Raw genomic sequence first — 16,072 nt, 5'->3', positions numbered from 1 at the left:
TATATTTTTTAAATGTTAAAACCTTGCTTTTAATGCAACACCAATACTTCTTGTACTTGGGCTTGCGCTAAATTCGCCAAACTGGCTATTTAGGTCTGTACCAAAAGTTGATACTTCAGGGTCTATATACTGGTTAGATTCGGGAGTAAACAGAAGTAAATTTCTTCCAATAACAGTTAAGGATAAAGACTCAAATGGTGTATTACCTATAATTTTTTCAGAAAAGTTATATCCAAATGTTAACTCTCTTAATTTTACAAAAGATTTATCTATAACATCTCCTCTTTCATTTGCTACAGCACGATAATAATCATCCCAATGTTCTGTATCAATAGCCGTGGTATTTTCTTCATAAGTAATAGCCCCAGAACCATCATCAATTCTAACAACCGAATTAGGTATTAAATAAGGATTTCTATCATTTATAGTAGTAGTAATTGAGTTTCCTGTAAAACGGGTGTTACTTGCTGTACGACTAAACATTAAACCACCTTGTCTTACATCTATAGAGAAACCTAGTGAAAATCCTTTATATGAGAAATTATTTGTTACTCCTAAAGTATAATCATATTGTGTGTCTCCGTATACTTCTTTAATAGGCGATGCAATAGGTACACCATTAGCATCAACAACAATATTTCCGTTTGGGTCTGTTAAAGGCACACTACCTTCTATAAGAGCTAAAGGTTCTCCTTGTCTAGCAACTAAACTAATGGTGCTTAAACCGCCTAAAGCAATTTGAGGAACACGATCATCTAGTTTTTCTAAAATAGCATCATTGGTAGAATAGTTTAGAGCAATATCCCAATTAAAACCATCAACATTTCTAAATACACCAAGTCTGAGTAACGCTTCATATCCTTTATTAGATATTGTTCCAATATTTGCAGTTTGTGATGTAAAACCAGAAGTAGAGGCTAATGGTAAACTCAAAATTTGATCTTCTACTTTAGCATCATAATAAGTGAAGTCGATACTGATACGGTTTTTAAGAAAGGATAATTCTGTACCAATTTCAAATTCTTTTCTTCTTTCTGGTCTTAAATTTGGGTTTCCTGCTCTATTTCCTACTTCAAAAGCATTTAAACCTCCAACAGGAAAATCTAAATCTCTAAAACCTTGATTATCGGTTTCGCCTAAAATATTAACAGGGTTAATTTGATAAGGGTCGGTATCAACACCTGTTTCACCATAGCCTATTCTTAGTTTTCCATAACTTAAAACACTTTTTATATCTGGAAAAGTGTTTGTTAAAATCCATGAAGCATTAGCACCTCCATATAAAACAGATCTATTTTCTTCTGGTAATGTAGAATACCAATCATTTCTGGCATTAGCAGTAATAAACAAAATATCTTTATACGATAATGTAGTAGAATTAAGGAAACCAAAAAGCCTTCTTTTAGATACTGCTGAAGCAGCCGTTATTGGGCTTGCAGAATTAGAAAGTGAGAAAAAACCTGGTATATCCTGGGATGTTACAGAAGCACTAGATGTTAATATTGTTCTATCATTATAATTAAACCCAAAAGAAGAAGTTACGTTAATGTCTTTATTTAAAGCAAAATCTAAATTATAAAGTATGTCATGGTTAACTTGCTTAACAAAACTTTGAAGCTCACCATATGATCCTGGCTGCTCTGTTGTTGTACCATCATTAGGGCTACCTGGTGCAGCATCTATTATGGCATTCCAAACTTTAGTGTAATCTGAATATTGATCGATTCCTAATCGATAAGTTACATTTGACCAATCGTTTATATCTGCTGTTATATTAAAAGAACCAAATACACGCTCTTTTGTATATTTCGCACCGTCTTCATTTAATGTAAAATACGGGTTGGTAACTCCAAATGGTGTATAATAATTATCTACGTTATTAAATGGGTCATTTTTATAGTCTTTAAATTCTGTGATATCAAAATCATTTGGAATTTGCATTAAATTGTTAATTACGCTTCGTCCTTGACCACCTTGAATACCTAGACCACTTGTGCTTACATAATTTAAATTACCTCCAAATGATAAAAAATCCATTTTAGAATTAAAAGTAACCGAAATAGAGTTTCTTTCATTAGAATCGTTACTTGTTGGAAATATACCATCTGCTGTTGTATTATTAAATGATATTCTACCAGAAGTTTCACCCGAACCACCAGATACAGCAACATTTGTTATATAGGAATGTCCAATATCAAAAAAGTTTCTCCATTGATCTTCTTGAAATGCATATCGTTTAATTTTTTGAGAGTTATTTACAATATTACCCCATGGCAATACTTCGTTATTAAAGCGAGGCCCCCATGAGCCATTTTCTCCTAAAAAGTGCTGTCCGTCCCAACCTTGCCCAAACTCATTTTGATATTTAGGCGCTCTTAAAAGATCTGAAAAGGTAGCAGTTGTAGAAAATTCTATACTTAACTTATCTTTAGAACCTTGCTTAGTTGTAATTATTACAACACCATTAGCCGCTCTTGAACCATAAAGCGCGGTACTTGAAGCACCTTTTAAAATAGAAATTGATTCTATATTATCAGGATTAATATCACCTGCACCATTACCAAAATCGTAAGAACCATCTAAACTATCTTCAAAAGCAGACCCATTATTAATAGGGACACCATCTACAATATAAAGCGGTTGGTTACTACCTCCAATAGTACTAAAACCCCTAATTATAATTCCAGAAGAAGCTCCAGGATCTGTACTAGCACTTGATATTACAACACCTGCAACTTTACCTTTTATGGCATCAGCTATATTGGCTTGAGCCCCTTCATTTAATTCTTCTGTTCCAATACTTGTAACAGCAGAACCTAATGAAGCTCTTTCTCTTTTAATTCCTAAGGCGGTAACTATAACCTCTTGTAAAGCTTGTGCATCTTCAAGTAATTTCACATCGATTGTGGATGAGTTTCCAACAACGACTTCTTGACTGGCATATCCAACATAGCTAAAAACAAGAACACTTCCTTGATTTACTTGAATTGAAAATTTACCATCAAAATCTGTTGAGGCACCAGAAGAGGTCCCCTTCACTATAACTGTAGCTCCTGGTAGTGGTAAATCACTATTATCAGTTACTGTTCCAGAAATAGTCTTTTCTTGTGCAAACGATAGTTGCACAGTTAATACCATTAATAGTATTAACAATCTACTAAACTTTTTTTTCATTGTGTAAATATTTGAGTTAGTCTATGCAGATTGAAAAAAGGAGGTAGCAAAGATTTTTTAAGTGACTAATTCAAAAAAATTATACTTTACTTTTTTGAAAAAAAGTTTAGAGGATTCTAAAGTAAGCAAAGTCCTTTTACTACCTACCTTTAACAATTGCTTGATAAAAAAAGCTATAATATGGGTAGTAGTGGGTAATACTTATAATATATTACCTTACCGAAGATAGTTTCCTTAAGTTTTACTTTAAAATTGAATTATTAATTTTTGTGTTAATGTAACCAGAAGGAGTAAGAGCCGTTTCTTTTTTAAAAGCTTTGTTAAAAGTTACCTTATTGTTATACCCAACCTCATAGGCTACATCAATAATATGAAGGTTTCCATGTATATCCGTTTCTAACAACCTTTTTGCTTCTTGTATTCTGAATTTATTAATAAGTTCAAAAAAATTCATTTTAAAATGCTCATTAATTATTTGAGAAGTATTATGCCTTGTTGTATTTAATTTTAGTGATAATATTTCAAGATTAATATCACTTTGTTTATAAATTTTATCTTCAACTAAAAGCTTTATTAAATTTTCTTTTAATTCTTTAGATAGTGCTTCTGTTAAACCAGATTTCTGATATTTTGGTGAAAATAATCGTTTTTTTATCGATACATATTCGTTTCTAAAAATAATAGGTTGTGCAAAAACCATATAACATATATAAAGCACCATTAAAGACATGGCTAAAACTTGTACATAACTTAGAAACAATGAAGCAAAATTAAAAATTCCACTTACCGTAAAACCATAAATGATATAACAAATAACATAGGAGACATGGATTCTATAAATATTTTTTTTCCAGTTATAAATTTGAATAGAATTTGAATTAACATCATTAAATTTTTGCTTGTTACCGTATTCAAGTTTCCAAATTAGTAATGCATATATAGCCAGAGAGAACACTTTACATAAAAAAATTACATATAAGCTAACTTCAAATGAATTGTTTAAACCTAGCATGATCCTAATTTTATCTGAACCAGATTGTAAATACAAAGGAAGTAGATAAATTATTAAAACAACATTAGGTAAAAAATGAAGTAAATCTTTTGTTTTAAAAACATGATTTTTAGCTACACTTTTAAAATAAAAATAAAGTAATGGCCCATATGAAAGTGCAGGAATTGAAGCCATTAAATAAGTATGAGGGTATTTGTATTGAATATTAGAAATATAAAGAACAAATTCTAAAATAAATAATGAATGTACAGCAATAAAACTACTAATAAAAAATCTACTTTGCCCTTTTGTAAAATTGATAATTACAGCAAAAAAGAATCCTATTAATGCCACATAAAAAAATATAAAAACGAAATAATTAAATTTTTGGTGATACTTATCTTTCAAAGTTTCAAATTCATCTGAATTTTCTATAGACGTAAATGCATTATCGTATAAAATTGAAAAATCTAAAGTGTTTGAGATATATTTTTCTGTATATACAAATGCGTCTTCTGGCTGTTCTAAATCTGCATTTAAAATAGCTAATTGTTTAAAAACTTCAATGGAGTCTTTAGTTTTTTCTTTAAGTGCATTTTGATACAGAACTAATAACTCAAGTTGAGTCATATCTTTATTTATAGTCTTTTCCCTTATGAGACTATCAGTTTGTATAGATTGAATATTATAAGTAGCAGCATATATTCTATTTGGTAAAGCAAATAGATATACCAGGTATAATATCATTAAGTATCTATACATTGATTGACTGTTAATTAGGTAATGTTAAATTATGTTAACTCTAACATAAAATGAATTTAAACATTAACCATTTCATTAGTCTTAAAACTTTCTTAAAAAAGTAAACCCCGATAATAATATACCTTTTTTTGATGTATTTTATATGTTTTATAAATAAAAAAGGCCACTAAAATAGTGGCCTTTAATTCATTAATATGAAAAAATATTAATCATTAGCTCTTACTTTTTGCTCCCATTTCCATGCTGAAAGCATAGCATCATCTAGTGATAATTTAGTTTTCCAACCAAGTACATCATTGGCTTTATTAGTATCTGCATAAGCAGAAATAATATCACCTTCTCGTCTGTCAACAATTTTATAGTTTAATTTATTTCCTGAAACTTTCTCAAAAGATTTAACCACTTCTAATACAGAACTTCCTTTACCTGTTCCAAGATTAAAAGTTTCGTAGTTTGTTTCATTTTTATTTTGCAATAACCTACCTAAAGCAATAACGTGTGCTTTAGCCAAATCAACTACATGTATATAATCTCTAATACAAGTTCCGTCTGGAGTAGGATAATCATCACCAAAAACAGACAATTCTTGACGTAAGCCTATTGCTGTTTGTGTTATAAAAGGCACTAAGTTTTGTGGTACTCCTATTGGTAATTCTCCAATTTCAACCGATTCATGGGCACCAATAGGGTTAAAGTAACGTAAAGCAATCGCCTTTAAAGTAGGCACAACTTTACAAGTATCTTGAATAATTTCTTCTCCTATTTGTTTTGTGTTACCATATGGAGACTCAGCCTGTTTTACAGGTGCATTTTCTGTTATTGGTAATTCATCTGCTTGTCCGTAAACTGTACAAGATGAACTAAAAATAAATGCTGCCGATGGCAATTTTTTTAATTCTTTTAAAATATAGACTAACGTTGCAATATTATTCTCATAATACAGCAAAGGTTCTTTTACACTTTCTCCAACTGCTTTACTAGCTGCAAAATGAATTACGCCTTTTACATCATTATGTTTTAAAAAAAAGGCTTCTACACCTTCTTTATTTTTTAAATCTAGTTTTTCAAAAATTGGTGTTTTTCCAGTAATGGCTGTAATACCATCTAAAACTTTTTCTGAAGAATTAGATAAATCATCAATTATGACAACTTCATATCCTTCATTCTGCAATTCTACAACAGTATGTGAACCAATAAACCCTAATCCTCCAGTAACTAATATTTTATCCATTTATAAATTTTATGATTGTTGATGTAATATATTCTATTTGTTCATCATCTAATTCAGTATGCATTGGTAAAGAAATAACATCTTTCACTAATTGATTAGTAACTTTAAAATCTTCTTCATTATATCTTTCATCAACATAAGCTTTTTGTTTATGTAAAGGAATTGGATAATAAACACCACAAGGAATTCCTTTTTCATTTAAATGCTTAACTAATGCATTTCTATCAATATCCTTAATTCTTAAGGTATATTGATGAAAAACATGACAATCACAAGTATCACAAATTCCATCACAACCATTAACAGTTTTAGGAGTTTGTATTTTCTCAATATCTTTAAAAGCTGAATTATATTTTCTTGCCGCATTTTGTCTGGCTTTATTATAATTATCTAAATGTGGTAATTTAGCATCTAATACAGCTGCTTGTATACTATCAAGTCTTGAGTTTACTCCTACAACATCATGATGATAACGTTCATACATTCCATGATTAACTATACCTCTAATAGTATGTGCTAACTTATCATCATTTGTGAAAATAGCGCCACCATCACCGTAGCATCCTAAGTTTTTTGAAGGAAAAAAAGATGTTGCACCAACATTTCCAATTGTTCCTGCTTTAACTTTAGTACCATTACTATATGTATAATTAGCACCTATAGCTTGCGCATTATCTTCAATTACAAATAAATTATTGGCTTTTGCAATTTCCATTATCACTTCCATATTAGCACATTGGCCAAACAAATGAACTGGTACAATAGCTTTTGTTTTTGGTGTAATAGCTTTTTTTAATGCATTAATATTAATATTAAAATCATCTTCATTTACATCAACTAAAACGGGTGTTAATTGCAGCAAAGCAATAACCTCAACAGTTGCAGCAAAAGTAAAATCGACTGTAATAACCTCATCACCTGGTTTTAAACCTAGACCCATCATTGCAATTTGTAAAGCATCTGTTCCGTTTGCACATGGAATTACATGTTTTACGCCTAAGTATTTTTCTAAGTTTTCTTGAAATTTATGAACTTTAGGTCCATTTACAAATGCTGTAGTTTCTATTACTTCTTGTATTGAAGGATTAACGATATCTTTTATATCATTATACTGACCTTTTAGGTCAACCATTTGGATTTTTTTCATCTAAAAAATTTGTAGTAATATTAAAACACCCGTAAAGGATATTTTTAATCTTAATTTAAGCAAATTAATTGGTAGTAAATTTACAAAAATGATTGACTCTAACCAATGAATTTATTTCAAAGAAATGTATTTTAGCATTAAAAGAAATAATATTGCGTTTTATATACAATATAGGGATTTATCTTACTGGTTTAGTTTTGAAATTTGGAGCCTTGTTTCAAAACAAACTAAAAAAAGGTGTCATTGGCAGAAAAAACACTTTCAATATTTTAAAGAATAACTTAAGCACCTCTGATAAAACCCTTTGGTTTCATTGTGCGTCTTTAGGTGAATATGAACAAGGACTGCCCGTTTTTACAGAACTAAGGAAACATTATAAAAACCATAAAATTATTCTTAGTTTCTTCTCTCCTTCTGGATATGAAATTAGAAAAAACACACCCATTGCAGATGTGGTTGTATATTTACCCTTAGACACTAAAGCAAATGCTAAGCAGTTTTTAGATTATATAAATCCTGAACTTACTATTTTTGTGAAATATGACATTTGGCCTAATTTTTTAAATGAATTGAAGTACAGAAAATTAAGAGCTATTTTAATTTCGGCTTCATTTAGAAAAGAACAGCCTTATTTTAAACCATACGGAAAACAATTAAAAAAGGCGCTTTTTGCATTTGAACATATTTTTACTCAAAACGAAAACTCAAAAAAATTACTTAATTCCATAAACTACAATTCAGCAACCGTGAGTGGAGATACCCGATTTGATAGAGTTTACAATCAACTAGATATAAATAATACGCTAGATTTTATTGAAACATTTAAAAACAATCAACTTTGTATTGTTGCTGGAAGTACATGGCCCGAAGACGAAGCTTTGTTTATTAATTTTATTAATTCTGAGGCTTCAAAAAATATCAAATTTATTATAGCCCCTCACGACATTAAGCTAGATCGTATTAAGAAATTTCAAGAAAAACTTAATTCAAAATCGGTACTATTTTCTAACAAAAAAGATAAAGACCTAATTAACACTAAAGTTTTTATAGTTGACACCATTGGAATTCTAACAAAAATTTATAGCTATGCAGATATTGCATATGTTGGAGGAGCTATGGGTAACACAGGCTTACATAATACATTAGAACCCGCAGTTTTTGGCGTCCCTATTATTATTGGTCATCAGCATAAAAATTTCCCTGAAGCACAGGCACTTATAAATCATGGTGGTATGTTCTCGATACCTAACCAAACAAAATTTAATGAGGTGTTTAAAAAGCTAATTATTGATAGTGACTTTAGACACAAATGTGGGTCTAAAAACAAAGCATTCATTAAAAACAACAAAGGTGCTGTAATCCAAATACTAGATTATCTACGTATATAGGGTATTTATATTGAGAATTATTATATAAATCTTAAAATTTAACAAAAAGTCATTAAATTAGACAACCATTAATAATTAACACTAAAACAAAAACCGATGAAAAAATTATTATTAAGTGCCATTTTATTATTAGCATTAAGTTTAAGTTTCACATCTTGTAGAGATACAAAAAAAGGAGAATCAATAGAAGATGCTATTGAGAATGCTGCAAATGCTGCAGGAGATGCCGTTGAGAATGCTGCTGAAGCTACAGGAGACGCAGTAGATTCTGCTGTTGATGCTGCTGGTAATGCTGTAGACAAAGCTGGAGATGCAGTAGGTGATGCTGTTGATGCTGCTGGCGAAACTGCTAATAAAGCTGGAGAAGCAGTAGGTAATGCTGTTGATGCTGCTGGTAATGCTGTAGATAAAGCTGTTGATGCAACAGGTGATGCTGTAGACAATGCTGCTAATAAAGCTACAGATGCTGCTAATAAAGCTGCAGATGCAGTAAAAAAGGAAGCTGATAAATTAAAAGCTACTCATTAATTGATTCGTTTTTAAAAAACTTTAAAACCACCTAATAGGTGGTTTTTTTTATGCCTTAACTAAAAGCCAAAACAATTGTTTTGGCTTTAAGTTATAATTTTAGTTACCAGAATAAATTTATAAACTACCGTAGTTGTTAATTAGATATTCTATTTTGACATGTACAGTTTTTTTTTAAAACAAACAAGCGCTGTTGTAATAATTACAACAGCGCTTGTTATTAGTTTTAAAGTAATTAATTACTTTAATTTATAATAATATATTAGATTCCTAAACCTTGTCCTCCACCAACTTGAATAGTTTCAGCTGTTAAGAAAGATGCATCATCACTAGCTAAGAAAGATACAACAGATGCAACATTTTCTGGTTGACCTAATCTACCTAACATAATATTGTTTTTCCAAGAAGCAAAAACTTCTGGCTTAGTAGATTTAATTTGTTTATGAAAATCAGTATCAATAGTACCTGGTGATACTGCATTTACTCTAATTCCATATTCTGCTAAATCTTTAGCTAAAGCTCTAGTAATAGCATGTACTGCTGCTTTTGATGTACCATAAACTCCTGCTCCTGGTCCACCAGCATTCCAACCAGCAATAGATGTATAATTTATAATTGATGCATTCTCACCTTTTTTAAGGAAAGGAATTGCGGCTCTTGAAGCAAAAAATGTTGAATCAAGGTTTAATGCCATAACGAATCTGTAAAATTCAGTTGTCATATCTTCGAACCTAGATCTTCCACCTAGTCCTCCTGCATTATTAACAAGAAGGTCTATTTTACCATATTTTTCACCAATTTTATTAATATTAGATGTTACAGCTTCTTCATTTGTTACGTCAAAACCATAATACTCGGCAGTAATACCTTCAGCAGTAAGCTCTTTAACTCTTTGAGCTCCTGCTTCATCTTCGATACCATTTAAAACTACGGTAAATCCATCTTTACCTAATCTTTTAGCAACTTGAAAACCTATACCACCTGTAGCCCCTGTAATTACTGCTACTTTACCATTTGAATTACTCATTTTATTTAAATTTAAATTTTATTAATATTTGTTTTATTATTTATTTTTCTACTTATTTATTTATTTTTCTACTGATTCAATATTTCTAGCAAAGAAGTAAATTGCACCAACACCAAGTGGAACAAATATTGCTATAGCCACAAATATTGGTGTATAAGAGAATTTCTCAACAACTATAGGAACTAAAAAGTTCATAATAATTACAGAGAATACTCCAATCATTCCCCCTAATCCTGCTAATGACCCTACAGATTTTCCGCTAAAAAAGTCACTTGGAAGTGTTTGAACATTACTAATAGCAAATTGGAATCCAAATAATACAAAGAAAACAATTGCAACAAATTTCTCTGCAGTATCACCCATTAATACGGTTGCTATTAAACCTAATAGCATTATTACACCTCCAATAAAAATTGTTGTTTTTCTACCTTTATCAATTGAATTTGTTTTAGCAATAATTTTTCCAGATACAAATCCTCCAAGAATACTACCTACAGCTGCACCAACATAAGGCACCCATAAAAACATTCCTACTTCTTTTACATTAAAGCCATAAACATCAAACAAATAGATTGGCATCCAACCTACAAATAGCCACCAGATTGGCTCTAAAAAGAATCTACCAATTACAACAGCCCAAGATTCTTTATACGAAAGAATTTCACTTAGAGTTTTACCTTTAGTATCTTCAGTTGCGTTTTGATCGGCTAAACTTTGTCCCTCTATAATATATTTTTGTTCTTCTTGAGTTATCCAAGGGTGTTTTTTAGGCCCTGCTTTATTGATAAGTAACCAAGGAATTATCCAAATGATTCCAAAAGAACCTATTACCATAAAAGTTATTCTCCAGCCAAAAGCAACAAAAAGTGAAGCTATAAATGGTGGTGCAATTACAGATCCTATAGAAGCACCTGCATTAAATAAACCTTGTGCAATGGCACGCTCTTTAATTGGAAACCATTCGGCATTACTTTTAACACCTCCTGGCCAGTTTCCTGCTTCAGATAATCCTAATGTACTTCTAAAAAAAGCAATTGAGAATAAGCCTCTTACTGTTGAGTGCATGAATGAAGATATACCCCAAACACCAATGCTTATTACATAACCCAATCTAGTTCCTACTTTATCAAAAAGTTTACCTGAAAACAATTGTCCTAAAGCATAAGCTACCATAAAAATGTTTAGTATTAAACTATAGTCATTTTTAGTTAATCCTAATGATTGAGAAATAGAACCTTCTACGTTCTCATTCCCCCACATTATGGCTAAGGCACTACGGTCGATATAATTTATAACCGTAGCTAAAAATATTAAACCGATAATCCACCATCTTAATCCTTTTAATTTCATATTTAAAGTTTTTGTACTATTAATTTATTTATAATCTTATTTTAAAATTATGCCGATTTCACGTTATAACAATATTGGTATAGAACGCTAAAATGATCTTTCATTTTTTGTTTTGCCATTTTAGAATCTTGATTTTTTATGGCTTCATAAATTTCTGTATGTTCATCAATGGCTTCAACAGACATTTTTTTATCACAAACATGGTACTTTTCAAAATCCATAATTATTTGTGGCGTAATGGTTAACATAAAGGCATTTATCGTACTGTTTCCGCTAGCTTTTGCTATTGCTAAGTGAAAAAGTAAATCTTCCTGAACTGCTTTTTCTCCTAACAACACTTTTTCACTATAAGCATCTAGGGCTGCTTTTATATTATTTAAATCTTCTTCAGAACGTCTTAAAGCAGCTAATCTTACTGTTTTTAACTCTAATAATATTCTTGTTTCTACCAAAGATTTAAAATCTGATGATTCTAATCTTAATATGTCTTCAATCATACCATTCATTGCTATTACTCCAATATTAGCAACAAAAGTTCCACTTTGAGGAATTGATTTTAACAAACCATAAAACTCTAATTTTTGAATGGCATCTCTTACATTACTTCTGCTTACTTTGAATTTTTCAGATAACATTCTTTCAGATGGAAGTTTATCGCCAGGTTCAAGATTTTTAAAATTAATTAAATCTCCTATTTTACTAATTATAGTATTCTGTAGATTTTGGTTCTCATTTATTGAAAGTGTTTCTAATTTCATTACTTCTTAATTTAAAATTCTCTATTCATTAATTTAATAATGCAAAAATAACATTATTAATTAATGACTTACCTCTAGTTCATAATACATTATTTTGGAATATGCTCCTTCATCTCTTGATTGAAAATAATTTCCTGCTTTAAAATAGTTTTCAAAAATACCCCATCTTCTCATGTGTATATTTTCATAAACTTTATATTCATTACCATTTAAAATTATTACCATTTTGCCTTCAGAAACTTTAACTTCTAGAGAAAATTTTCTAAATCCAACTTCTTGTTCAAAATTAAAGCCTTCGTCATTGTCCCATGCATCTTCATGAAGTAATTCATTATCTGTAGCATTTAAATTTTTAAGAACTTTTGTTTTAACCCTAACCTTACCATTATCCCAATATATTTTCAATATTGGTGGAGCGTTATTATCATCCTCTCCGATTAAATCACGTTGTTCATTTGTTAATCGGCCGTGAATTTGCATGATTATGGTTCTGTGATATTTTCCATCTGAAGCTTTAGTAGTTTCACCCATTTCTAATACCCCTCGCATGTAAGCACCATCTGCAAATTTCCAGTTTTTATTATTATTACCGGGTTCCATTTGTTCTCTTAATTCTGATCGGGTATATTTTGTATTTGCAGTTTTAGAATCTGTTGGCATAGCATGAAACACTATAGCTCCTTTTGTAGAATCTATGTACATGTATGGTTTTGCAACTTCAATATTAGCAAAATCTAGAATTTCTGGTGGACTAATTTCATAAGGTTTACCTTTACTATTAGTTACAGGTAAAGTTACTTTCCAATGACTTAAATCAATATCTGGTAGTCTTACTTTCTTTTTTTTCTTCTTTTTCTTTTTCTTTTTTTCAATTTTAACATCCGATTCTGAAACGCTGCTTTTTTGTGCTTGACAAGCAGCGTTTACAGATAGAAATGTTATTAATAAAATACCTAATATTTCTTTTCGGAAGTGTTTCATGTTTAACTTATTAATTATGCTGGATTACATTAAAATTAAAATCCAGGAGTAATAATATCTATATTATCTATAAATACCTCATTACTACTATCAACTGCGCTTGATGATCTTACATAAATAACAGCAGTATTTGTTGTTGCTTTAAATGTAAATGTGCTTGTTGTAAAAGTATCTTTAGTACTTGAAGACTTAGAACTATTAAAGTCATTATCAATTAATAAATATGCATCTGCATTTGCGTCGCGTTCAGCTATAGTATTAATAGCATCTTCAGAAGTTATTTCATTGTTTAAAATGAATACTTCAGTATTAATTCCTTCTGCTTCAGAGCGTGTATCAATGGTAAATGAATATTCTACTCCTGCCTCTACATTTACAACTTGGTAAAGACGACGACAAGCTTCGTTTAATTTAACACCTCTTCCGCCGCCAGCATCTGGACCAAATTTATTGCCATCACTTGTTGAACCTGGTTGCTCATCTGCATCACCACAATTAGCGGCAAGCCAATCTGCTAGTTCAGAATTATTCCAAATGGCTCTGTAAGGGCTATCTATTGTGCCTAAAACATCATCAACTACTGTAGAGTTTGGTGTCATGTCCCAAGCATCTGCATTATCACCAGTGTTAGTTGTATGATCATTACAAGTACTATTAAGAACAATAGCTTTAAATGTTGGTTCTACACCACCTACAGGAACTGCTTTTGTAATACTTCTTGATACACCAGCATCATTTGTTGTGGTTAATGTTACATCGTAAGTACCTTTTGTTGCGTAGGTATGAGTTGGACTAACTTCTGTTGAAGAATTACCATCTCCAAAATCCCAACTATGTGAAACAGCTAAAACAGATTCGTCTGTAAAATCTACAGTTAATGATGAAACATCAAAAGAAAAATCTGGAACTGTTGATAATACTAAACCTTCAATATTTTTAGACACAGAAACTTTTGCTCCCAAATAATTAGTAGCAGTTAAGGTTACTTGAAAAGTTTCAGCAGTTTTATAAGCATGAATAGGGTTAAAATCTGGATCTTCTTCAGTATCTTCAGAGTTCCAATCTAATGTATCTCCATCACCAAAATCCCATACCAATGAATTGGCTCCAGATGTTAAATTTTCAAAAGTTACTTCTGAATCTATTGCTGAAAAATTGAAATCTACAAAAATAGGTGCTACTGTTGATGTTGCTTCAGTAACCAAACCGTCAGAACTCGTTGTAGTTAAAGTAACTATATATAAACCTCCAGTAGAATATGCATAATCTGGATTAGCTTCTGTTGAAGTGTTACCATCGCCAAAATCCCATAAATAAGTTGCAGCATCTGTTGAATAACTTCTAAATACAATTGCCAAATTATTATCGGCATTGGCACTAGTTGTAAATAATGTATTAGGCTGTATATTGTTAACATTTCCTGTTGGTGCTACAAACTCTTCGTAACCACTATCATAACATGAAATAAATCCTAAAAACATAAAAAATAGTGCAAGAATACTTCTATTTTGTTTTTTTACTAATTTATAAATCATAATATTAATTTTTTAAATTATTTTATTGTTTTACTGATATAGCAAATGCATCTAATCTACCTTCAACACCAGAATTGGTTAGTAATATGATTACTGATTCATTTTCACCAGCTTCAAATGTGATTGCATGTTTTTTGAAAACATCATCTACTCTTCCAACATTATTATCTGTTCTAGAAGCAATAATATTCGCTTCTAATTTTGCTTCTTCAAGAGTTGTAGCATTGGTATTTATTATAGATACTGTAATGTCTCCAAAAGAATTACTTTCTAAAGCACTAAAGTAAGTTAACACGTAAGTAGCTCCTGGAGTTACTTCAATTTCTTGATAACCAACTCTGGTACCATCTGCAGGGAATTTAGCTGCTTGATAACCATCAGGTAATATACCTAACTCAGATTTTGTATTTATTTGAAAAACAGAACCCCATTTAGAACTACTTGGAGCTCTCCATGAATCTCTACCATCACCTGTTCCATCAAATAAAGTACCATCATCAAAACTAGGTTCTCCTATTTCTGGTACTGGAATAGTTGGTACTGCTTGGTTTATTGTTACTAATTTTTCTGTGTAATCAGATTTACCTAGGTTATCTGTTACTGTTAAACCAACAGTATAATCACCAGGGCCAGGAAAAGAAAATATTAACTCTCTATCTTGTAATGTTGCTGGTTCTAAATTAGCAATTTGACTTTCTAAATCTGAAACGTTTTGTATAGTTTCATCTGAAAGTGATGCTTGTGCTGTAGCTAATTGTGCTTCAAAGTCTGCAATTTCTGCTTCTAAAACAGCAACTTTACTAGCGTTAGCTTCACATGGTATTTTAAACTCGCGTCTAGCAATTTCTTTTTCTAGAGCTACAATTTCTGCTAACTCTGCATCTATAGATTGCTTTAATATAGGTAAGTCTTTATTTATTAAAGTAACACCCTCTGAAGGTAAAATGGTCCATTCATAATTTGTACCATTTACTGCTAAATTTGAACCCGCTTGAAAATTAAATTCATAATTAGCCGATAATTCAACATCATTACAATCAAATTCTGAAGAAGAAACGTCAGTTAAGTTATAAAAAGGTGTTGGACCTGTAATATCTTCTAGATCACCTACGTTAGCTAAATCGTCGCTAACACAAGCAGTTAAAGAAACAAATGTTCCTAAAGCTATATATTTTAAATTAAACAAATATTTTTTCATAA

Annotated in this window: 12 protein-coding genes; 2 read left to right on the top strand and 10 right to left on the bottom strand. The window is 30.7% G+C overall.

Annotation, left to right across the window (positions count from 1 at the left end):
* Positions 1-15 precede the first annotated feature (15 nt).
* The 4 genes from Q0842_RS06115 to Q0842_RS06100 form a co-directional block, all read right to left on the bottom strand.
* A complete protein-coding gene (locus Q0842_RS06115; RefSeq protein ID WP_298495544.1) occupies positions 16-3,174 on the bottom strand; it encodes a SusC/RagA family TonB-linked outer membrane protein in 3,159 nt (1,052 codons plus the stop codon).
* A gap of 241 nt (positions 3,175-3,415) precedes the next feature.
* Entirely contained in the window at positions 3,416-4,927 is a 1,512-nt protein-coding gene (locus tag Q0842_RS06110) for an AraC family transcriptional regulator (RefSeq protein WP_298495540.1), read from the bottom strand.
* Positions 4,928-5,132: 205 nt separating this feature from the next.
* Complete coding sequence (gene galE, locus Q0842_RS06105; RefSeq protein WP_298495538.1) at positions 5,133-6,158, bottom strand: UDP-glucose 4-epimerase GalE; 1,026 nt, start codon at positions 6,156-6,158, stop codon at positions 5,133-5,135.
* Positions 6,151-7,305, bottom strand: coding sequence for a DegT/DnrJ/EryC1/StrS aminotransferase family protein (locus Q0842_RS06100; RefSeq protein ID WP_298495536.1), 1,155 nt, complete (start codon positions 7,303-7,305; stop codon positions 6,151-6,153). Before Q0842_RS06100 ends, galE begins: the two co-directional genes overlap by 8 nt.
* A gap of 152 nt (positions 7,306-7,457) precedes the next feature.
* On the opposite strand from Q0842_RS06100, the gene Q0842_RS06095 reads away from it, so the two are divergent.
* The gene (locus Q0842_RS06095; RefSeq protein ID WP_298495532.1) at positions 7,458-8,693 is read left to right on the top strand and encodes a glycosyltransferase N-terminal domain-containing protein; all 1,236 of its coding nucleotides are present in this window, start codon (positions 7,458-7,460) and stop codon (positions 8,691-8,693) included.
* A 96-nt stretch (positions 8,694-8,789) separates the two neighbouring features.
* Entirely contained in the window at positions 8,790-9,221 is a 432-nt protein-coding gene (locus Q0842_RS06090; protein ID WP_298495530.1) for a hypothetical protein, read from the top strand.
* Between the two features lie 262 nt (positions 9,222-9,483).
* Here the strand turns inward: Q0842_RS06090 and Q0842_RS06085 are convergent, their stop codons facing one another.
* Genes Q0842_RS06085 through Q0842_RS06060 form a run of 6 tightly spaced genes read right to left on the bottom strand, consistent with a single transcriptional unit; the run spans position 9,484 to position 16,070 of the window.
* A complete protein-coding gene (locus Q0842_RS06085) occupies positions 9,484-10,248 on the bottom strand; it encodes an SDR family NAD(P)-dependent oxidoreductase (protein WP_298495528.1) in 765 nt (254 codons plus the stop codon).
* Positions 10,249-10,308: 60 nt separating this feature from the next.
* A complete protein-coding gene (locus tag Q0842_RS06080; protein WP_298495525.1) occupies positions 10,309-11,598 on the bottom strand; it encodes an MFS transporter in 1,290 nt (429 codons plus the stop codon).
* A gap of 47 nt (positions 11,599-11,645) precedes the next feature.
* Positions 11,646-12,356, bottom strand: coding sequence for a FadR/GntR family transcriptional regulator (locus Q0842_RS06075; protein ID WP_298495522.1), 711 nt, complete (start codon positions 12,354-12,356; stop codon positions 11,646-11,648).
* A 60-nt stretch (positions 12,357-12,416) separates the two neighbouring features.
* The gene (locus tag Q0842_RS06070) at positions 12,417-13,337 is read right to left on the bottom strand and encodes a polysaccharide lyase family 7 protein (protein WP_298495519.1); all 921 of its coding nucleotides are present in this window, start codon (positions 13,335-13,337) and stop codon (positions 12,417-12,419) included.
* A 35-nt stretch (positions 13,338-13,372) separates the two neighbouring features.
* A complete protein-coding gene (locus tag Q0842_RS06065; protein ID WP_298495516.1) occupies positions 13,373-14,872 on the bottom strand; it encodes a PKD domain-containing protein in 1,500 nt (499 codons plus the stop codon).
* A 22-nt stretch (positions 14,873-14,894) separates the two neighbouring features.
* Complete coding sequence (locus Q0842_RS06060) at positions 14,895-16,070, bottom strand: hypothetical protein (RefSeq protein WP_298495514.1); 1,176 nt, start codon at positions 16,068-16,070, stop codon at positions 14,895-14,897.
* Positions 16,071-16,072 lie beyond the last annotated feature (2 nt).

It is taken from the genome of uncultured Algibacter sp. (assembly GCF_947495675.1).
Classification (GTDB): domain Bacteria; phylum Bacteroidota; class Bacteroidia; order Flavobacteriales; family Flavobacteriaceae; genus Algibacter_B.
Note: the sequence above shows the minus strand (reverse complement) of the source record. Positions and strands in the feature narration are given on the sequence as shown.

Bases quoted from the DNA above. Each gene is read 5' to 3' on its own strand.
- Q0842_RS06100 (WP_298495536.1), bottom strand. From the start codon at position 7,305: ATGAAAAAAATCCAAATGGTTGACCTAAAAGGTCAGTATAATGATATA.
- Q0842_RS06070 (WP_298495519.1), bottom strand. From the start codon at position 13,337: ATGAAACACTTCCGAAAAGAAATATTAGGTATTTTATTAATAACATTT.
- Q0842_RS06115 (WP_298495544.1), bottom strand. From the start codon at position 3,174: ATGAAAAAAAAGTTTAGTAGATTGTTAATACTATTAATGGTATTAACT.
- Q0842_RS06110 (WP_298495540.1), bottom strand. From the start codon at position 4,927: ATGTATAGATACTTAATGATATTATACCTGGTATATCTATTTGCTTTA.
- Q0842_RS06085 (WP_298495528.1), bottom strand. From the start codon at position 10,248: ATGAGTAATTCAAATGGTAAAGTAGCAGTAATTACAGGGGCTACAGGT.
- Q0842_RS06065 (WP_298495516.1), bottom strand. From the start codon at position 14,872: ATGATTTATAAATTAGTAAAAAAACAAAATAGAAGTATTCTTGCACTA.
- Q0842_RS06075 (WP_298495522.1), bottom strand. From the start codon at position 12,356: ATGAAATTAGAAACACTTTCAATAAATGAGAACCAAAATCTACAGAAT.
- Q0842_RS06060 (WP_298495514.1), bottom strand. From the start codon at position 16,070: ATGAAAAAATATTTGTTTAATTTAAAATATATAGCTTTAGGAACATTT.
- Q0842_RS06090 (WP_298495530.1), top strand. From the start codon at position 8,790: ATGAAAAAATTATTATTAAGTGCCATTTTATTATTAGCATTAAGTTTA.
- galE (WP_298495538.1), bottom strand. From the start codon at position 6,158: ATGGATAAAATATTAGTTACTGGAGGATTAGGGTTTATTGGTTCACAT.
- Q0842_RS06080 (WP_298495525.1), bottom strand. From the start codon at position 11,598: ATGAAATTAAAAGGATTAAGATGGTGGATTATCGGTTTAATATTTTTA.